This window comes from Rhodobacter sp. P1_C2 (assembly GCF_056406375.1).
Map to the genome: position 1 here is coordinate 266,544 of NZ_JBFUAG010000004.1, position 16,922 is coordinate 283,465.

A 16,922-nucleotide genomic window follows, 5' to 3' on the forward strand; every position below is an offset into this window, starting at 1 on the left:
CCCAGCCGAACCAGACTTCAGAATGCAGAGCAGCCTCATCGCACCTGTTCATCCCCCATATGCCAGGGATGCGATGGAACACCTGTCCCCCAAGGGCTGCCCTGTTTCACCCTGCCCGAGCCCGAGCCCGGACCGTCCGCCCCAAATTTGTCCCCTGGGGTGGGGCACCGAAGCGATCGGCGCCAGACCCGGCCTCACGGCCCGGGCAGGGTGACTTGAAACCTGCGATGCCGTTTTGCGCCTGCTGACTGCGTCCCACGCAAGGAAGACAAGATGAAACCGATGCTCCTGCTTTCGGCCGGATTTGTTCTGGCCGCCAATATGGCGCTTGCCGCCGTCACCCCGGAGGCCCTGGCCGCCGCTTACGAGGCCAAGGGCTTTACCCATGTCCATGTCACCGCGGGCCCGACCCAGATCAAGGTCGAAGCCGTGCGCAACCATGCCCAGGTCGAGGCCGTCTACGATGCCCAGACCGGCGCGATGCTGAAACAGGAGAAATCCCGTGCCAGCCGCGACGCAGAGCGTGCCGAGACCGAAGCGACCGAGATCGAGGCGACCGACCACGATTTCCTCGACGACAAGGGCAAGCATCTTGACGATGTGAACGACGATGCCAAGGACGATGCCGGCGACGACAACGGCACCGGCAGCGAGAATGAGAACGAACACGAAAGCGGCGATCATGGTGGTTCCGACGGCGGCTCCGACGGCGGTGGCCATGACGGCGGCGGCAAGGGCGGCGCCGAAGACTGATCCCGCCTGAAGCATCATCGCGGCAAGCCCGCCTTTCGGGGGCTTGCCGCCCAGGACCACGCCATCCACCGACAGCCCTTGCCGCAGGCCCTTGGATAGCTGATACAGATCGAAACAGCCGGCACGACCGGGGTGGACCATGCAACGACGCCAATTTCTGAGCCATATTTCCGCGACCTTCGCGCTCTCGACCGGTGTATTTGCCGCCGGGAGGGCGCGCGCCTCCACCTATGGCGACGAGGTCGCAGCCCAGCTGAAGAAGCAGGGCTTCTCCAAGATCGTCAAGGAATCGACCTGGCTCGGCCGCGAGCGCATCCTGGCCGAACGCAAGGATGGCGAGCGCGAGATCATCCTCAATCCGCGCACCGGAGAGATCCTGCGCGACACCTGGATCACCCGCAATGGCGCCGCCGCCAGCCGGCCGATCGTCGATGACGTGGGCGATGGGACCTCGGGGTCGGGTTCGGGCTCGGATGACAATTCAGGGTCCGGCTCGGGGTCGGGAGACGATTCGGGCAATGACTCGGGCGACGATTCCGGTGACGACTCTGGTGGAAGTTCCGGCGGCTCGGGCGGAAATTCCGGCAGCGGCGGCTCTGGTGGCGGCGGAAATTCCGGTGGCGGGAACGGCGACGGCAAGGATGGCGGCAAGGGCAAGGAAGATTGAGCACAGCGCGGCATGAGGGGGCAAGGGTGACGACAGAAGCGTGCGGTCCGCGGGGCTGTGCGCCTTGTGGCATTCTGCGCCACACCCTTTGCCAAGGGGGCCACTGATGGGCAGGCTTGCCATCGTCGCCCTCTTGTTTCTGGCACAGGCGCTCTGCGCGATCCTCTTCGTGTCGGATGTTTTCTCCTCGCTTCTGGGGTTCGAGACGCAACCCCTGTCCTGGGAATTGCGCGAGCTTCTGGAGATGGGGGCCGCCCTTGGCCTGATCATCGGCGCGGTTCTGGGCGGGCTTGCGATGCGGCGGGTCGTGCAGGACCGCAACAAGGCGCAGGAGCGGCTGCGCCGCGCCTCGGGCGCCTTTCTGGACCTGCTGGAGGAACGCTTCACCGAATGGGGCCTGACGCCGGCGGAACGTGACGTGGCGCTCTTCGCGATCAAGGGCATGTCGACGGCGGAAATCGCCGTGCTGCGGTCCACCTCCGAAGGCACGGTCAAGGCGCAGACCAATGCGATCTACCGCAAGGCCGGGGTCTCGGGCCGCTCGCAGCTTCTGAGCCTTTTCATCGACGATCTGATGCGCGAGGACAACACCGTCCGCCCGCCCTTGCAGGCGGTGGCCAACGGCTAGGTCTGCCCCTGATCCTTGACCGCATGGGCCTGCAGCACCGACAGCGGCACCACGTCCAGCGTGCGGCGGTGGGTGGCCTTGAGGTTGACCTGCGGCGCCGCCCCCTCGTCATGCGCCTGCAGGAAGCGGTCGGCGCAGAGGCACCAACGGTCGCCCGGCTTCAGCCCGGCAAAGCCGTATTCCGGCCGCGGGGTCGACAGGTCATTGCCGAGATATTTCGACATCGCCAGAAATTCCGCCGTCATCACCGCGCAGACCGTGTGCTGGCCGCGATCCGCCGGCCCGGTGTCGCAGCAGCCGTTGCGGAAAAACCCGGTCAGCGGCTTGGTCGAGCAGGGGGCCAGCGCCTCGCCCAGCACATTGATGGAAGGCTCTTTCATCGGGCGTCCTTTGTCGTCTCTTGGCGGGCAAGCGGCCCCAGGTCAGCGCAATCTAGCGTGAATTGCGGCTTTGAACAGCCGGGCGCGCGCTTGACCCGTGCAATCGGCCGAAGTCCCGCTAACATCGCGGGCAGAGCCCTTGCCCCCGGACCCGCCATGACGCTTGCCCCCGCCGACCTTTCCGCCGCCACCGCCCCCCTGCATCAGGCCCGCGCCATGCCCGCGGGCTTTTACACCGACCCCGCCCATTTCGCCCGCGAGCGTGAGGCCCTCTTCCTGCGCCACTGGTTCTTTCTCTGCCGCGAGGAGATGCTGCCCGAGCCTGGCGACTTTCGCGCCTTCGACAGCCCCGGTGGCCCCATCGTCGCCCTGCGCGGCAGCGACGGCATCCTGCGCTGCTTTGCCAATTACTGCCGCCACCGCGGCTCGATCCTGCTGGAAGGGCAGGGCAACACCGGCGGCAAGGTCATGTGCCCCTATCACGGCTGGAGCTATCTGAACGACGGCCGCCTTTACGGCTGCCCCGACATGAAGGACGCCGAGGGCTTTGACCGCCGCGAAAACGGCATGGTGGCGCTGACGGTCGAAAGCTGGGCCGGCTTTGTCTTTGCCCGCTTCTCGCCCGAAGGCCCAAGCCTGCTGGAGCATCTGGGCGACCTGCCGCAACGCTTCGCCTCGCATCGGCCTGAAGAGATGCGCTGCACCTGGACCGTGACGCTGGAACCCGCCTGCAACTGGAAATTGATCCTCGAAAACGCGATGGAGACCTATCACACCGGCATCGTCCACCGCGACACCGTGGGGGCGCAGACCTCGCGCACCCTGCCCACCAAGGGCAACTGGATCTGCATTCAGGTGATCTCGGGCCGCTCCATCGCCACCTTGTCGGATTCCGTGCCGCCCTTCGACAAGATCGAGGGCCTGGACGCGGATGCCCGCCAGGGCACCTATTTCACCGTGGCCCTGCCCACGATGCAATTCGCCGTGGCGCAAGATTGCCTCTGGTGGCTGAACGTCACCCCCATCGCCGCCGACAGATCCCGGCTGGAGATCGGCGGCTGTTTCCCCGCCGCCCGGCTGGAGCAGCCCGATTTCGAGACCCGCGCTGCGCCCTACTACGACCGCTGGGAAAGGGTCGGGCGCGAGGATGTCGGCATCCTGGAAAAGCAGCAAAAGGCGCTGACCTCGGCCCTCTATCGTCCGGGGCCGCTTTCGGGACGCGATGACATGGTGCAGGCCCTGGGGGTCTGGGTGCTGGACCAGATGGGGCTGAACGCTCCGGCGTGAGGTTTTATCTGCACCGCCTCCCCTTTACCGTGCCTCCGGCCTTTTCTATAAGGCCCGCATGGATTTCTTCCGCGTGATCATCGCCCGAATTATCGGCCCGGCGTCCTGACCCCGGACGCCGGGACTTTGGCGCTTGCCGCCTGACCGAACCACGCTCCCTTTCCAGGCCCTCTGCCGAAGGCCCACCCCCAAAGGACTGCCCCCGATGTGCGCTGACACGCCCGCTCCTGACTACCGCGATACCGTTTTCCTGCCCGAGACCGATTTTCCGATGCGCGCGGGCCTGCCCCAGCGCGAGCCCGACTGGCTGGCCCGCTGGGAAAGGATCGGCGTCTATGACCGGCTGCGCACCAAGAAGGCCGCCGATGGGACCAAGCGCGCCGATTTCACCCTGCACGACGGCCCTCCTTACGCCAACGGCCACCTGCACATCGGCCATGCGCTGAACAAGGTCTTGAAGGACATGGTGGTGCGCTCCCAGCAGATGATGGGCAAGGACGCCCGCTATGTGCCGGGCTGGGATTGCCACGGCCTGCCCATCGAATGGAAGATCGAGGAGCAGTACCGCGCCAAGGGTCTGAACAAGGACGACGTGAACATCGTCGACTTCCGCCAGGAATGCCGCCGCTTTGCCGAAGGCTGGATCGACGTGCAGCGGGCGGAGTTCAAGCGCCTGGGCATCACCGGCAACTGGGACAATCCCTACCTGACGATGAACTTCCACGCCGAGGCGGTGATCGCCGACGAGTTCATGAAATTCCTGATGAACGGCAGCCTCTATCAAGGCTCCAAGCCCGTCATGTGGTCCCCGGTCGAGAAAACCGCCCTGGCCGAGGCCGAGGTGGAATATCACGACCTGACCAGCCACATGATCTGGGTGCGGTTCAAGCCCCTGGACGGCAAGCTGGACGGCGCTTCGGTGGTGATCTGGACCACGACGCCCTGGACCATCCCGCAGAACCGCGCCGTGGCCTTTGGCCCGACGCTGGCCTACGGCGCCTACCGGGTCGATGCCGTGGCCGAGAATTCCTCGGCCAAGGTCGGCGAGGTTCTGGTTCTGGGCGATGCCCTGGCCGAGGCGGTGATGAAGGCCGCCCGGGTCGAGACCTTTGTCCGCCTGCGCGATGTGACCGCTGACGAGATGTCGGGCGTTTTCCTGTCGCATCCCTACCGCGGCATCGAGGGCGGCAATGGCGAGTGGGACTTCGACGTGCCCCTGCTGCCGGGCGATCATGTGACTGATGACGCGGGTACGGGCTTTGTGCATACCGCGCCCTCTCACGGCGATGACGACTATCAGATGGGGCTGAAGTTCGGCCTGCCGATGACCTATAACGTCGAGGCCGATGGCACCTATCGCACGGACCTGCCGGTATTCGGCGGTCAGGCGATCCTGACGCCGGAAGGCAAGGAAGGCCCGGCCAATGTCAGCAATATCAAGGCGCTGGCGGCGACGGGCACCCTGTTTGCCAAGGGCAAGCTGAAGCATTCCTACCCGCATTCCTGGCGCTCCAAGGCGCCGCTGATCTATCGCAACACGCCGCAATGGTTCGTCGCCATCGACAAGAGCCTGGACGACAGCATGCGCACCTATGGCGACACGATCCGGAAACGGGCGCTCAATTCGATCAACCAGCTGGTGACCTGGACGCCGGTCACGGGCCGCAACCGCCTGCACTCGATGATCGAGGCGCGGCCCGATTGGGTTCTGTCGCGCCAGCGTGCCTGGGGCGTGCCGCTGACCTGCTTTACCAAAGTGGGGGCCAAGCCGACCGACGCCGACTTCCTTCTGCGCAACCCCGAGGTCAATGCCCGCATCCGCGAGGCTTTCGAGGCCGAGGGCGCGGACGTCTGGTATGTGGAAGGCTTCAAGGAAAAGATGCTGGCGGGCATCGTCGATCCGGCGGCCTATACCCAGGTCTTTGACGTGCTGGACGTGTGGTTTGACTCAGGCTCCACCCATGCTTTCGTGCTGCGCGACCGCGAGGATGGCAGTTCGGATGGCATTGCGGATCTGTACCTCGAGGGCACCGACCAGCACCGCGGCTGGTTCCACTCCTCGATGTTGCAGGCCTGCGGCACCAAGGGGCGGGCGCCTTACCGGGGCGTGCTGACCCATGGCTTCACGCTGGACGAGAAGGGCATGAAAATGTCCAAATCGCTCGGCAATACCGTGGCGCCGCAAGCCGTGATCGACGAATACGGCGCCGATATCCTGCGGCTTTGGGTGGCGCAGGCCGATTACACGGTGGACCTGCGCATCGGCAAAGAGATCCTGAAGGGCGTGGCCGACAGCTATCGCCGCCTGCGCAACACGATGCGCTTCCTTCTGGGCAACCTCAAAGGCTTTACCGAGGCCGAGCGGGTGGACCCCTCTGACATGCCCGAGCTGGAGCAATGGGTGCTGCACCGTCTGGCGGAACTGGATGGCGAAGTGCGCGCGGGCTATGCGGCCTACGACTTCCAGGGCGTGTTCCAGAAGCTCTTCACCTTTGCCACCACCGATCTTTCGGCGGTCTATTTCGACATCCGCAAGGACAGCCTCTACTGCGATGCGCCCTCGGCCCTGACCCGGCGGTCGGCGCGCACGGTGCTGGATATCCTGTTCCACCGGCTGACCACCTGGCTGGCGCCGATCCTGGTCTTCACGATGGAGGAGGTCTGGCTTTGCCGCTTCCCGGGCGAGGACTCCTCTCTGCATCTGCAGGACATGCCGGAAACCCCGGCCGCCTGGCTGAACCCGGGCCTCGCCGCGAAATGGGAGGGCATCCGTGCCGCCCGCCGCGTGGTCACCGGCGCCCTGGAGGTGCAGCGCACCGCCAAGGTGATCGGCGCCAGCCTCGAGGCCGCGCCGGTGGTGCATGTGGCGGACACCGCGATCCTGACGGCGTTGAAATCGCTGGATTTCGCCCAGCTCTGCATCACTTCGGCCATCCAGATGACCGGCGACGACGCGCCGCCGGAGGCCTTCCGCCTGCCGGAAGTGCCGGGCATCGGGGTGGTCTTCGAGAAGGCCGAGGGGCAGAAATGCGAGCGCTGCTGGCGGGTTCTGCCCGATGTCGGCAGCCACAAGCACCCCGGCACCTGCGCGCGCTGCAACGACGCCCTGGGCTGACGGGGGCCAGGCAAGATGGGCAAATTGCCCATCCTACCGGCCAGCCTGACGCGGGGCTTCGGCGGAGAGAAGCTGCGCCAGGTCGTGCCGCGTCAGGCCGATGTCGCGCAGATAGCGGTCATCGGCGCGGCGCAGCATCCAGCCCATCGAGGCCTGTCTGGCCCTGCGCTGCCAGAGGCGGGTGAGGAATGTCTTGAGCATCATCGGTTCCGGGGTGAGGTCACCCCGGTTTCGCCTCTGCGTTGACATAAGACAAATGAATAGCCATCATGGGTGTTATCGCTTTCATTGATGGCAGCCGTGATCCCGCTCGACAGTGACCTGATGCGCAGCTTCATGGAGGTGGCAGAGACCGGATCGGTCACCGCCGCCGCCGACCGTCTGGGGCGGACACAGTCGGCGGTCTCGATGCAGATCCGCCGGCTGGAGGAGAGCCTGGGCCAGCCCCTCTTCGACCGTCTGCCGCGCGGCGTGGCGCTGACGGCGCGGGGGGCGCAGCTTTTGCCCTATGCGCGGCGGGTCACCGGCCTTCTGGAGGAGGCCGCCACCGCCCTGCGTGAGAAGCCGCTGGATGGGCCGGTGCGGATCGGCATTCCGGATGAATATACCGAAACCCTGCTGCCGCGCGCCCTTGCTTCCTTTGGCGAACGCCACCCGGCGGTGGAGGTGACGGTGCGCTGCGATTTCTCGGCCCCGCAGCTGCGCGCGCTTGCGGCTGACGAGATCGACCTCGCGGTGATCTTCGACAGCAGCCACATGGCGGGCGGCGAGGTTCTAGGCATCGACCCGACGGTCTGGGTCACCTCGGTCTCGCACCGGTTATACCTGCAACGCCCGCTGCCGGTGGCCCTCTATTACCGCAGCGACTGGTGCCGCGATTTCGCCCTGCGCTCGCTGGATCAGCAGGGGATCGCCTGGCGCAAGGCCTTCGAATGCGACACGGCGGGGTCCTTGCGGGTCGCGGCGCGGACCGGGCTTGCCATCGCGCCCATCTCGCGCAGCACGATCCCGCCGGATTGCCGCGAGCTGACCGAGGCCGATGGCTTCCCCGTCATCGACCGTTCCCGCGTCGTGCTGCGCCGCAACCCGCGCGGCACTTCGCCCGCGATCGAGGGCCTGGTCGAGACGCTGCGCGAGGCCTTCCGCCCCCTGGCGGTTCTGCCATGAGTGCGACCTGGATCAGCCCGCTGGGCCCGATCAGCCTGCGCGAGGCGGAAGGGCAGATCACCGCCCTCGACTGGCGGGCGAGCGCAGAGGAAGCCTCGCCCCTCATCCGTGAGGCGCTGGCGCAGCTTCAGGCCTATTTCGCGGGCAGCCTGACCCGCTTTGACCTGCCCCTGGCTTTTGGCAGCGGCCTGCACGAGAAGGTCCGCCGCGCCATGGCTGCGATCCCCTTTGGCGAGACCCTGACCTATGGCGACATCGCCCGCGCCGTGCAGGCCCCGGCGCAGGCGGTGGGGCAGGCCTGCGGCGCCAATCCGCTGCCGATCCTGATTCCCTGCCACCGGGTGCTGGGGGCGAGGACCCTCGGCGGCTTTTCCGCCAAGGGCGGGGTGGAGACAAAGGTCTGGCTTTTGCGCCACGAAGGCGCGGCGGGGCTGCTGATCTGAAGCCCCTTTGGCGCGCTTCCTGCCGGTCCGAGGAATCAAAGCATCGTCATGGCTTCTCCCCGCCGCAGCCGCCCGGTAGAAGGCGGAAAACAGGAGCAGACATGGACAGGCAGGCGATCCGGGGCCGGTGGGCGGTGGCGTCCCTTTTCTTCATCAACGGCTTCAACATGGGGTCCTGGGCGCCGCAGATCCCCCAGATGATGGAGCGGCACGGGATGCGCACCGGGCTGATGGGGGTGCTGATCCTGGTCATCGGGCTGGGCGCGGTCGTGGCGATGCTCTTTGCCGGCAAGCTGATCGCGGCCCATGGCTCGCGCCGGGTGCTGCTGACCTCGGCGGTCCTGTTCCTGCCGATCCTGCCGCTGATGGTTCTGGCGCCCTCACCCTGGCTGGCGATGCCTTTCCTCTTCCTGTTCGGTGGCTTTGGCGGCTGCATGGATGTGGCGGTCAATGCCAATGCGGTGACGGTGGAGCGCTCGCTCGGCCGGGCGATCATGTCCTCCTCGCATGGGTTCTGGAGCCTTGGCGGCTTTATCGGCGGCTCGCTTGGTGGGCAGGCGATTGCGACCTTCGGCTATGGCGCGCAGGCGCTGGGGGTGGCGGCGATCGGGGTGGTGGTCGTGGCCCTGGCCGCCCGCTTCATCGTCAGCGATCCGCCCCATGCGGCGCATGTCGAAAAGCCGCGGGCGCAGATGTTCCCGCGCGTGCCGATCCTTTACCTTCTGGGCGCCATGGCGCTTTGTTCGATGGTGCCGGAGGGCGCCGTGCTGGATTGGGCGGCGGTCTATGTGAAAGAGCAGCTGGGCGCAGATCTGACCCGGCAGGGGCTGGCCTTTGGCCTGTTCTCGGGTGCGATGGCGCTGGTGAGGTTCATGGGCGACGCGGTGCGCAACCGCTTTGGCGCGGTCCAGACGCTGCGACTGTCGGGCGGGATCGGCGCGGCAGGCCTGTTGATGGCCGCCCTTGCGCCGACCGATGTGGTGGCGCTGACGGGCTTTGCCCTGGCGGGCATCGGGGTGGCCAATATGGTGCCGATCATGTTCTCGGCCGCGGGGAACTATCCGGGGCTGCCGCCGGGATCGGGGATCGCGACCACGACGATGATCGGCTATTCGGGCTATATGCTCGCCCCCTCGATCATCGGCTTTGTTGCCCAGCATGTCGGCTTCCGTTTCACCTATGCGGTGGTGGCGGGACTGCTTTTCACCGCGGCCTGCCTTGCGACCAAGGCCGAGGCGGCGGATGGCGTGACCGCCTAACCCTCGAACAGGTCGGACTGGCCGGGCAGGCGCGGCGCCTCCATCCCCAGATGGCGCCAGGCCTTCTGCCCGAGCATCCGGCCGCGCGGGGTGCGCAGGATCAGGCCCTGTTGCAGAAGGAAAGGCTCGATCACCTCTTCGATCGCATCCCGCGCCTCAGACAGGGCCGCGGCGATGGTCTCCACCCCCACCGGGCCGCCGCCGTAATGTTCGGCCAGAAGGGTGAGGTAGCGGCGGTCGTTGCCGTCAAGGCCCAGGTGATCGACGCCAAGCCGGGTCAGCGCCCGGTCGGCAATGGCTTGGGTCAGGCGGCCATCGCCTTCGACCGTCACGAAATCCACCACCCGGCGCAAAAGGCGGCCGGCGATGCGCGGCGTGCCACGGGCGCGGCGGGCAATCTCCATCGTGCCGGCGGGGTCGCTTTCGACGCCCAAGAGCCGGGCGGCGCGGGTGACGATATGGTCCAGCTCGGCCTCGGTGTAGAACTCCAGCCTTGTCGGGATGCCGAAACGGTCGCGCAAGGGCGTGGTCAGCAGGCCAAGGCGGGTGGTGGCGCCGACGAGGGTAAAGGGCTGCAGATCGATCCGCACGGTGCGGGCGGCGGGGCCTTCGCCGATCACCAGATCCAGCGCGAAATCCTCCAGCGCGGGGTAGAGCACCTCTTCCACCACCGGGCTCAACCGGTGGATCTCGTCGATGAACAGCACGTCGCGCGGTTCCAGATTGGTCAGGATCGCCGCCAGATCCCCCGGCTTGGCCAAGACGGGACCGGAGGTCATCCGGAAGCCCACGCCGAGTTCGCGTGCCATGATCTGCGCCAGCGTGGTCTTGCCCAGACCGGGGGGGCCGTGAAACAGCGTGTGGTCCATCGCCTCGCCGCGTTGCTTGGCGCTCTGGATGAAAACGCGGAGGTTGGCGCGCGCCTCGGCTTGCCCCACGAAATCGTCAAGGCTTTGCGGGCGCAGCGCCCGGTCCATATCCTCGGGCTGCTTTTGCGGGCTGATCGGGCGTTTCTCGTCCATTTACTTGGGCGCCAGAAGTTTGAGGCTGGCGCGGATCAGCGTGGCGGTATCGGCCTCGGGCTGTTCGGCGGAGATGGTCATGACGGCCTGCGCGGCCTCGCCCTGACCATAGCCAAGGTTCACCAGCGCCGAAAGCGCATCGGCGCTGAAGGCGGCGCGGTTCGACACCGGGGGCGGTGCGGCTTGGGCGCGGCGCTTCGGGGCAGGGGCCTCGGGCGGCTCGATCACCTCATGCGCGGTGGCGGGCATGGTGCCGCCCAGCGTCATCATGCCGGGCGCCTTGGTCTTCAGCTCCAATATCACGCGCTGCGCCAGTTTCGGGCCGACGCCCTGCGCCGCCTGAATCGCGCGGGCATCGCCGAGGGCGATGGCGCGGGCGACACCTTCGGCGCTGAGGGCGCCAAGGATCGACATCGAGGCCTTGGCGCCGACGCCCTGCACCGTCATCAAAAGCTTGTGCCACTCGCGGTCCAGAAGGGTGAGGAAGCCGAAGAGCTGCAACAGATCCTCGCGCACCAGAAGGTCGGTATAAAGTGCCGCAGCCTCGCCCACCGGGGGCAGGGCGGCCAGGGTACGGTCGTTGACATGGACGATATAGCCCACGCCCCGCACATCCAGCAGCACCTGATCAAGGCCCTTCCAATCCACCACGCCCGAAAGTTTGCCGATCATCCTGCCGCCCTTCTGACCGCGGCCTCCAGCCGGCCCGCGCTTTGCAGATGATGCGCGTGGCAGATCGCGATGGCCAGAGCATCCGCGGCGTCCGGCCCGGCAATCTCCACCCCCGGCAGCTGCAGGCGCACCATGTGATCGACCTGCGCCTTGGCGGCATGGCCGACACCGACAACCGCCTTCTTCACCGCATTGGGCGCATATTCCCCGATGGTCAGCCCGGCCTGCGCCGGCACCAAGAGGGCGATCCCGCGCGCCTGGCCCAGCTTCAGCGTCGCCACCGCATCCTTGTTGACGAAAGTATGTTCCACCGCCGCCGCATCGGGGGCATAGCGCCGCAGCACCGCGGTCAGCTGCGTATGAAGCGAGACCAGACGCTGCGCCAGCTCGCCATCGCCGGCATCCGAATGGCAGATGCCATTTGCGACATGAGTGAGTCGCGCCCCTGCCACGTCGATCACGCCCCAGCCGAGGTTTCGCAAGCCCGGATCAATGCCAAGAACCCGCATCCCTACCCCTTTGTTTTTGTTGGCCCAAAGCTAGCACGAAAGAAGAACATCCGCCAAGGGCTTTCCGGCACTTGCTCCCAAGACGAAAGCGCCGCTCCGCCTGCAAAAAACGACACGATTGCACGTCTTTCAAGTTTTCGTTAATAAAAACAAAGGGAAGGCGCGCGAAGCTGTCATGCACGGCGCGCAAGGCGGCCTTGCTCAGGCTCATCTTGTCGAATGTTCGCACACCGACTATTTCCTGTGCACAAGAAGCGAATGACCGCTTCCACCTTATGCAGTTTTTGAAAGGACTACCCGCTATGGCCGCCTATGAGACGTCCCGCGCGGCGCCGTTCGGCGCCATCACCGTTTTCCGCATGGTCCAAACCGTGACCAATGCCGTCGAAGCGATGAAGGCCTGGAACTCGGCCCGCATCACCCGCAACTCGCTCAGCCGCCTGTCGAACCGTGAGCTCGACGATATCGGCCTGTGCCGCGGTGACATCGAGCTTATCGGCCGCTGAGCGCCCGATAATGATGTTGGTTCATGTTTAAGGCCGCTGCATCCGCAGCGGCCTTCTGCATTTCAGGGTCTTCTTCGCCAGCGACAGGGAAAACGCCCGCCCCGAATATGGCGACATCGGGGCAGCTACCATTTACTTGAGTTTCAGAAGCAGCGCCTCGATCTTGTCGGAGGTATAAAGGGTCAGCGGGTCCGCCTGCATCATCCAGCCGCCGACCTTTTCGACGCCGTCGCCGGCCATCAGATCTGCCACGCGGCTGTTATAGGTCACATCGCCAAGCTGCTGATACATCACACCTTTCAGCAAGATGGCGCAGAGCACGAGGAAAAGGCCCGGCACCAGCACGGACCTGCGGCGCGGCGCGGGTTTGAGGTAATGCGAACGGCCAAGGGTACCCTCGGCCTCGAACCCATAGCCCTTGGCGCGCATCTTTTCGATACGGGCGACCCGCCCGTAGAATTCGTTCATATTTGGGCCGGCCATCCCACGACTCCTGAATGCGGCCCCCACCGCAGACGAGGGTAAGATAGAATTGTGGCGGAAATGCGGCTTTTGCGGTGAATGCGACCCGATTTGGGCGGATCGCCTTAGTTTCGCCGCAAGACCAGCGCCGACCATTCGCCGAGGTCTTCGCGCGACACCGGGGTGAAGCCATTGGCGACATAGGCCGCGGTCACCGCCTCGGCCTGCACGACCAGAAGGCCGGAGAGGATGACGAGCCCGCCCGTCGCGGTGTTCTCGGCCATCGGCGGGGCAAGTTCGATCAGCGGGCCTTTCAGGATATTGGCGAAGACCAGATCGAAGGGGGCGGCCGCCTTGATCGCGGGATGGGCAAAGCCCGCCGCCTCCAGGCATTCGATCCGGCCTTCCATCCCGTTGATCGCGACATTGGCCTCGGCGACATCCACCGCCACCTGGTCGATGTCCGAGGCGATCACCCGGGCCTCGGGCAGAACCGCTGCCGCAGCCATGGCCAGAACCGCAGTGCCGCAGCCGATGTCGGCCACTTTGGCGGGGCGGAAGCCTTCCGCGTAAAGCCGGTCCCAGGCGCGCAGGCAACCCAGCGTCGTGCCGTGGTGGCCGGTGCCGAAGGCCACCGTCGCCTCGATCTGCAGGGCGATCCGGCCGCCTTGCGCCAGAACCTCGGGCACCTTGTCGGCGTCATGGCTGCCATAGACGTAGAAGCGCCCGGCCTCGACCGGCGACAGCTCGCGCCGGACCTTGGCGACCCAGTCCACCTCGGGCAATTCGGAAATCGCGAAGGGGCGGGCGTCGAAGGCGAGAGCAAAGACCTCGAGCATCACCGTATCCGGCGGCTCGAGGAAATAGGCGCCCACTTCCCAGAGGCCCGAATCGTCCTCGATCTCGAAGACGCCGACGCCGGTCGGTTCGGGGGTCATCTTTTCCATCGCTTCGGCAAGGGCGGTGGCTGCGTCTTCGCCCATCAGGGTGGTCAGCGCGGTATAGGTGGGCATGAGGCGGCCTTTCAGGCGAATCGAACTGTCGGACGGGCGTTAAGCCTCGCCGCGTCTTGCGTCAAGTTGCCAGATTCCACAGCGCCTCTGGCGGGATGATGGTTGACTTGGCGCGTCTCAAGGTTGAGAAAATTTGATCAGTAAAGGGCCGTCGCGATGCGGGGCCGAAGCGTGAAGGTTCGACTCAGTTGATGGATTCAGGACGGGAGCCGCCCGAGACGCCGCCCCGCAAAACCCGCAGGCCCCGGGGGCCGGCCCTTTCCATCAAACGGATCACGGGGGCGGCGCTGCTGCTGATCGACGAGGCCGGGCTGGAGGCCTTCAGCTTTCGCAACCTCGCCCGCAGCCTTGGCTGCCAGGCGATGAGCATCTACCACTATTTCCCCTCGAAGACCCATCTCTTCGAGGCGCTGGTCGATGACCTTCTGGCCGAGGCGATGATCTTCGGTCAGGCCGGCACCTGGCAGGAGCAGTTGCATGGCATCTCGGCCGCCTATCGGCAGATGGCGCTGAACCATCCGGGATTCTTCCAGTATTTCGCGACCTTCCGGCTGAACAACCGCGCCGGTCTGAGCTTTCTGGAGGTGATCGCGAAGATCCTCGAAAGCGCGGGGCTGAAGGAAGAGGCGCGGGCGCGGCATTTCCGCTTTCTGCGCCACTACCTCGTGGGCGCCTGCCTGTCGGAGACGACCTATCCGTTGCCGCGTTATTCGGCCACGACGCCCGTGCCCTTCGAGATTGCCCGGCGCGACTTTCCGGCCCTGATGGCGATCGGCCCGCATTTCGGGGCCGACCGCAATGCCGCGGCTTTCACCGCCGGGATTGACCTTCTGATCGCGGCCATCGAGGCCGATCTGGCCCGCTGACCGCGAAACAGCGTCACCCTCAGCTTCAGGCCGAAACCTTCAGCCCGATCGGGCAGGTGACCCCGGTGCCCCCGATACCGCAATAGCCGTCGGGGTTCTTGGCGAGGTATTGCTGATGGTAATCCTCGGCATAGTAGAAGGTCGGCGCCGGCAGGATCTCGGTCGTGATGGCGCCGAAACCCTTGGCGGTCAAAGCGGCCTGATACGCGACCTTGCTTTCCGCGGCCGCCTTGGCCTGCGCTTCGGAATAGGTATAGATCCCTGAGCGGTAGGTGGAGCCCACGTCATTGCCCTGCCGCATGCCCTGGGTCGGGTCATGCCCCTCCCAGAAGGTCTTGAGCAGTTCGGCGTAGGTTACGACCTTGGGGTCATAGATCACCCGGACCACCTCGTTATGGCCGGTCAGCTGGGTGCAGGTTTCCTTGTAGGTCGGGTTGGGCGTGATGCCGCCGGCATAGCCGGTCATCGTCAGCCAGACACCGGGAATGTTGTAGAACTTGCGCTCAACCCCCCAGAAACAGCCCATGCCGAACATGGCCTCTTCAAAGCCGTCCGGGACCGGGGACTTGAGTTCGATGCCGCTCAGAAAATGCGTGCGGGCAGTGGGCAGGGGTTCGGCCCGACCCGGCAGCGCCTTGTCAGGGGTGACCATTTCCATCTTGCGGCGGTCGAAGAGAAACATCGCAGCCTCCTTGTTTGGGATGAGCGGAATATAGGGAGCGGACCCTGCAGTTGGTAGGGGCCTCACGACCCTGTCACTGCATTTGCCTCAAAGCGCAGCCCTTTGCCCCGGATCGGGCAGCAAGGGGCCGCAAGCCGGGCCGCGCCCGCCCAACTGGTTGCCAGCCCGCAGCGGCCTTGCTAGCCTTGCCCCGATCGGTGCTGCGGACGGCGCGTGCATCTGCGAAATCGAGGCAAGGCCAGGCGATGAAACCAAATTATGTGATCTTGTCGCACGGCAGGGCCGGGACCAACTTCTGTTCGCAGAACATGCAGGACCATCCCGAAATCGCCGCCTTCATGGAGCCCTTCAACGGGGTTCCCGCCAACCGCACCAAGCTTGCCGGCGAGATCTGGGACGGCACGTCGAGTTCGATCGACTTCGCCCGCCGCCAATGCTTCGACAACCCTGACCTGCAGGACAAGGCGCGCGGCTTCAAGCTGTTCTATTTCCATTGTCGCGAGAACCGGGTCACCTCCGACATCTGGCGCGCCCTGCGCGAGGACAAGTCGGTCAAGATCATCTTCCTCAACAGGCGCAACCTGCTGAACAAATTCCTCAGCGACCAAAGGGCCAAGGCCTCTGGGGTCTGGCATCCCAACCGCAAGGACTATCTCTCCAGCCAATATGCCGAGGTGGTGGACCTGCAGGTCGATATCCCGGCCTGCCTGAACATGATGCAATACCTCTATGCCTCCTATAACCTGATCCGGCGCGAGTTTGCCCAGCACGATCACATCGAATGGTTCTACGAGGATCTGAAGGGCAGGGGCGACCAGTTCATGGGGGATATCTGTCGGCTGCTGAACGTGGCGCCGCATCACGTCAAGGTGCCGTTCCGCGCCGGAACCCTGTCGCCGGCCACCACGCGGATCACCAACCGCGAGCGTGTGCTGGATGTGATCGGCAGTTCGATCTTCGCCGATCAGGTGGCGGATTGCCCCCTGCTGATGCCCGGCTGACGGCCCAAGCCGCAGCGCCATTGCCCGAGGGAGAGAGAGTGCCGCCCGTCCTCATTGCCATCCTGCGCCGCATCGTCCCGGCCTATCTCTGGGTCTATGACCGCTGCCTGCCGCTTGGTCCGATCCTCGGGCCCGTCGTCCTCGGCTATGGCCCGATCCTTTTGGGCATCTGCGCATTCCTCGTGAAATCCCCGACGCTGGACCCTCTGATGGGCAACGGCGCCGCCACCTTCACCATCTTCGCCGTCTTCGCCCTCCTGGGCCCGCTGATGCATGTCGGGTCGAAGATCCTGGCCGAGACCCTGCACAAACGCCGTACCGGCCAATGGCCCCGAACCGGCCTGGTGGGGTTCGATACCGGCGGCCGCGCCAGCCCGACGATGGTCTGGGTGGAGATGGTGCGGGACTGGAGCAAGGATTCAGAATAGAACTGGCGGCCCTAGGCCGCGCCGGGGCCACGAGGTGCCAGAGATATGCGCCTGCCTCTTGC

The 16,922-nt window shown here is 65.6% G+C and carries 20 protein-coding genes; 12 read left to right on the forward strand and 8 right to left on the reverse strand.

The features are described from left to right. Positions 1-273 precede the first annotated feature (273 nt). The 3 genes from AC1DZT_RS08420 (at position 274) to AC1DZT_RS08430 (ending at position 2,048) form a co-directional block, all read left to right on the forward strand. Positions 274-753 carry a hypothetical protein gene (locus AC1DZT_RS08420; RefSeq protein WP_478006168.1) on the forward strand — a complete coding sequence of 160 codons (480 nt, stop codon included), beginning with the start codon at positions 274-276 and terminating at the stop codon, positions 751-753. Between the two features lie 139 nt (positions 754-892). Beyond that, on the forward strand, positions 893-1,420 hold the full coding sequence (locus tag AC1DZT_RS08425; RefSeq protein ID WP_478006169.1) for a hypothetical protein: 528 nt from the start codon (positions 893-895) through the stop codon (positions 1,418-1,420). A 106-nt stretch (positions 1,421-1,526) separates the two neighbouring features. Further along, the gene (locus AC1DZT_RS08430; protein ID WP_478006170.1) at positions 1,527-2,048 is read left to right on the forward strand and encodes a helix-turn-helix transcriptional regulator; all 522 of its coding nucleotides are present in this window, start codon (positions 1,527-1,529) and stop codon (positions 2,046-2,048) included. On the opposite strand, the gene AC1DZT_RS08435 is transcribed toward AC1DZT_RS08430, so the two are convergent. Further along, positions 2,045-2,428, reverse strand: a complete 384-nt coding sequence (locus AC1DZT_RS08435; protein WP_478006171.1) for a DUF2237 family protein — start codon at positions 2,426-2,428, stop codon at positions 2,045-2,047. The genes AC1DZT_RS08430 and AC1DZT_RS08435 overlap by 4 nt on opposite strands. Positions 2,429-2,584: 156 nt before the next feature. Between AC1DZT_RS08435 and AC1DZT_RS08440 the strand changes: the two genes are divergently transcribed. Both AC1DZT_RS08440 and ileS read left to right on the forward strand, forming a co-directional pair. After that, positions 2,585-3,715: an aromatic ring-hydroxylating oxygenase subunit alpha gene (locus tag AC1DZT_RS08440; protein WP_478006172.1), complete on the forward strand. Its 1,131-nt coding sequence runs from the start codon at positions 2,585-2,587 to the stop codon at positions 3,713-3,715. Between the two features lie 205 nt (positions 3,716-3,920). After that, a complete protein-coding gene (gene ileS, locus AC1DZT_RS08445) occupies positions 3,921-6,830 on the forward strand; it encodes an isoleucine--tRNA ligase (protein WP_478006173.1) in 2,910 nt (969 codons plus the stop codon). A gap of 33 nt (positions 6,831-6,863) precedes the next feature. Here ileS and AC1DZT_RS08450 read toward each other — a convergent pair whose 3' ends face one another. Continuing rightward, the gene (locus AC1DZT_RS08450) at positions 6,864-7,031 is read right to left on the reverse strand and encodes a hypothetical protein (protein WP_478006174.1); all 168 of its coding nucleotides are present in this window, start codon (positions 7,029-7,031) and stop codon (positions 6,864-6,866) included. A gap of 90 nt (positions 7,032-7,121) precedes the next feature. Here AC1DZT_RS08450 and AC1DZT_RS08455 point away from each other — a divergent pair, with 90 nt between their 5' ends. From AC1DZT_RS08455 to AC1DZT_RS08465, 3 genes are all read left to right on the forward strand, one after another. Then, positions 7,122-7,997: a LysR family transcriptional regulator gene (locus AC1DZT_RS08455; RefSeq protein WP_478006175.1), complete on the forward strand. Its 876-nt coding sequence runs from the start codon at positions 7,122-7,124 to the stop codon at positions 7,995-7,997. Next, the gene (locus tag AC1DZT_RS08460) at positions 7,994-8,440 is read left to right on the forward strand and encodes a methylated-DNA--[protein]-cysteine S-methyltransferase (RefSeq protein WP_478006176.1); all 447 of its coding nucleotides are present in this window, start codon (positions 7,994-7,996) and stop codon (positions 8,438-8,440) included. Before AC1DZT_RS08455 ends, AC1DZT_RS08460 begins: the two co-directional genes overlap by 4 nt. 101 nt (positions 8,441-8,541) lie before the next feature. Continuing rightward, positions 8,542-9,699, forward strand: a complete 1,158-nt coding sequence (locus AC1DZT_RS08465) for an MFS transporter (RefSeq protein ID WP_478006177.1) — start codon at positions 8,542-8,544, stop codon at positions 9,697-9,699. On the opposite strand, the gene ruvB is transcribed toward AC1DZT_RS08465, so the two are convergent. The 3 genes from ruvB to ruvC are packed head-to-tail and all read right to left on the reverse strand — an operon-like array spanning position 9,696 to position 11,902. Further along, positions 9,696-10,721, reverse strand: coding sequence for a Holliday junction branch migration DNA helicase RuvB (gene ruvB, locus AC1DZT_RS08470; protein WP_478006178.1), 1,026 nt, complete (start codon positions 10,719-10,721; stop codon positions 9,696-9,698). The genes AC1DZT_RS08465 and ruvB overlap by 4 nt on opposite strands. Then, on the reverse strand, positions 10,722-11,393 hold the full coding sequence (gene ruvA, locus AC1DZT_RS08475; RefSeq protein WP_478006179.1) for a Holliday junction branch migration protein RuvA: 672 nt from the start codon (positions 11,391-11,393) through the stop codon (positions 10,722-10,724). Then, entirely contained in the window at positions 11,390-11,902 is a 513-nt protein-coding gene (gene ruvC / locus AC1DZT_RS08480) for a crossover junction endodeoxyribonuclease RuvC (RefSeq protein ID WP_478006180.1), read from the reverse strand. Before ruvC ends, ruvA begins: the two co-directional genes overlap by 4 nt. Before the next feature lie 302 nt (positions 11,903-12,204). Here ruvC and AC1DZT_RS08485 point away from each other — a divergent pair, with 302 nt between their 5' ends. After that, positions 12,205-12,408 (forward strand): DUF1127 domain-containing protein, encoded by a 204-nt coding sequence (locus AC1DZT_RS08485; RefSeq protein WP_478006181.1) that lies wholly within the window; start codon positions 12,205-12,207, stop codon positions 12,406-12,408. A 132-nt stretch (positions 12,409-12,540) separates the two neighbouring features. Here the strand turns inward: AC1DZT_RS08485 and AC1DZT_RS08490 are convergent, their stop codons facing one another. Together AC1DZT_RS08490 and AC1DZT_RS08495 are read right to left on the reverse strand one after the other, a co-directional pair. Next, positions 12,541-12,891 (reverse strand): hypothetical protein, encoded by a 351-nt coding sequence (locus tag AC1DZT_RS08490; protein WP_478006182.1) that lies wholly within the window; start codon positions 12,889-12,891, stop codon positions 12,541-12,543. 104 nt (positions 12,892-12,995) lie between these two features. Then, the gene (locus AC1DZT_RS08495) at positions 12,996-13,883 is read right to left on the reverse strand and encodes a 50S ribosomal protein L11 methyltransferase (protein ID WP_478006183.1); all 888 of its coding nucleotides are present in this window, start codon (positions 13,881-13,883) and stop codon (positions 12,996-12,998) included. Positions 13,884-14,074: 191 nt separating this feature from the next. Here AC1DZT_RS08495 and AC1DZT_RS08500 point away from each other — a divergent pair, with 191 nt between their 5' ends. Then, positions 14,075-14,749, forward strand: coding sequence for a TetR/AcrR family transcriptional regulator (locus AC1DZT_RS08500; protein WP_478006184.1), 675 nt, complete (start codon positions 14,075-14,077; stop codon positions 14,747-14,749). 25 nt (positions 14,750-14,774) lie between these two features. Here the strand turns inward: AC1DZT_RS08500 and msrA are convergent, their stop codons facing one another. After that, complete coding sequence (gene msrA, locus AC1DZT_RS08505; RefSeq protein WP_478006185.1) at positions 14,775-15,431, reverse strand: peptide-methionine (S)-S-oxide reductase MsrA; 657 nt, start codon at positions 15,429-15,431, stop codon at positions 14,775-14,777. A gap of 245 nt (positions 15,432-15,676) precedes the next feature. Between msrA and AC1DZT_RS08510 the strand changes: the two genes are divergently transcribed. Beyond that, positions 15,677-16,432, forward strand: coding sequence for a hypothetical protein (locus AC1DZT_RS08510; protein ID WP_478006186.1), 756 nt, complete (start codon positions 15,677-15,679; stop codon positions 16,430-16,432). 38 nt (positions 16,433-16,470) lie between these two features. Next, a complete protein-coding gene (locus AC1DZT_RS08515) occupies positions 16,471-16,860 on the forward strand; it encodes a hypothetical protein (protein ID WP_478006187.1) in 390 nt (129 codons plus the stop codon). Positions 16,861-16,922: the final 62 nt, after the last annotated feature.

Excerpts from the sequence above, each read along its gene's own strand:
- AC1DZT_RS08420 (WP_478006168.1), top strand. The coding sequence starts at position 274 with ATGAAACCGATGCTCCTGCTTTCGGCCGGATTTGTTCTGGCCGCCAAT.
- AC1DZT_RS08425 (WP_478006169.1), top strand. The coding sequence starts at position 893 with ATGCAACGACGCCAATTTCTGAGCCATATTTCCGCGACCTTCGCGCTC.
- AC1DZT_RS08430 (WP_478006170.1), top strand. The coding sequence starts at position 1,527 with ATGGGCAGGCTTGCCATCGTCGCCCTCTTGTTTCTGGCACAGGCGCTC.
- AC1DZT_RS08435 (WP_478006171.1), bottom strand. The coding sequence starts at position 2,428 with ATGAAAGAGCCTTCCATCAATGTGCTGGGCGAGGCGCTGGCCCCCTGC.
- AC1DZT_RS08440 (WP_478006172.1), top strand. The coding sequence starts at position 2,585 with ATGACGCTTGCCCCCGCCGACCTTTCCGCCGCCACCGCCCCCCTGCAT.
- ileS (WP_478006173.1), top strand. The coding sequence starts at position 3,921 with ATGTGCGCTGACACGCCCGCTCCTGACTACCGCGATACCGTTTTCCTG.
- AC1DZT_RS08450 (WP_478006174.1), bottom strand. The coding sequence starts at position 7,031 with ATGCTCAAGACATTCCTCACCCGCCTCTGGCAGCGCAGGGCCAGACAG.
- AC1DZT_RS08455 (WP_478006175.1), top strand. The coding sequence starts at position 7,122 with ATGGCAGCCGTGATCCCGCTCGACAGTGACCTGATGCGCAGCTTCATG.
- AC1DZT_RS08460 (WP_478006176.1), top strand. The coding sequence starts at position 7,994 with ATGAGTGCGACCTGGATCAGCCCGCTGGGCCCGATCAGCCTGCGCGAG.
- AC1DZT_RS08465 (WP_478006177.1), top strand. The coding sequence starts at position 8,542 with ATGGACAGGCAGGCGATCCGGGGCCGGTGGGCGGTGGCGTCCCTTTTC.
- ruvB (WP_478006178.1), bottom strand. The coding sequence starts at position 10,721 with ATGGACGAGAAACGCCCGATCAGCCCGCAAAAGCAGCCCGAGGATATG.
- ruvA (WP_478006179.1), bottom strand. The coding sequence starts at position 11,393 with ATGATCGGCAAACTTTCGGGCGTGGTGGATTGGAAGGGCCTTGATCAG.
- ruvC (WP_478006180.1), bottom strand. The coding sequence starts at position 11,902 with ATGCGGGTTCTTGGCATTGATCCGGGCTTGCGAAACCTCGGCTGGGGC.
- AC1DZT_RS08485 (WP_478006181.1), top strand. The coding sequence starts at position 12,205 with ATGGCCGCCTATGAGACGTCCCGCGCGGCGCCGTTCGGCGCCATCACC.
- AC1DZT_RS08490 (WP_478006182.1), bottom strand. The coding sequence starts at position 12,891 with ATGGCCGGCCCAAATATGAACGAATTCTACGGGCGGGTCGCCCGTATC.
- AC1DZT_RS08495 (WP_478006183.1), bottom strand. The coding sequence starts at position 13,883 with ATGCCCACCTATACCGCGCTGACCACCCTGATGGGCGAAGACGCAGCC.
- AC1DZT_RS08500 (WP_478006184.1), top strand. The coding sequence starts at position 14,075 with ATGGATTCAGGACGGGAGCCGCCCGAGACGCCGCCCCGCAAAACCCGC.
- msrA (WP_478006185.1), bottom strand. The coding sequence starts at position 15,431 with ATGTTTCTCTTCGACCGCCGCAAGATGGAAATGGTCACCCCTGACAAG.
- AC1DZT_RS08510 (WP_478006186.1), top strand. The coding sequence starts at position 15,677 with ATGAAACCAAATTATGTGATCTTGTCGCACGGCAGGGCCGGGACCAAC.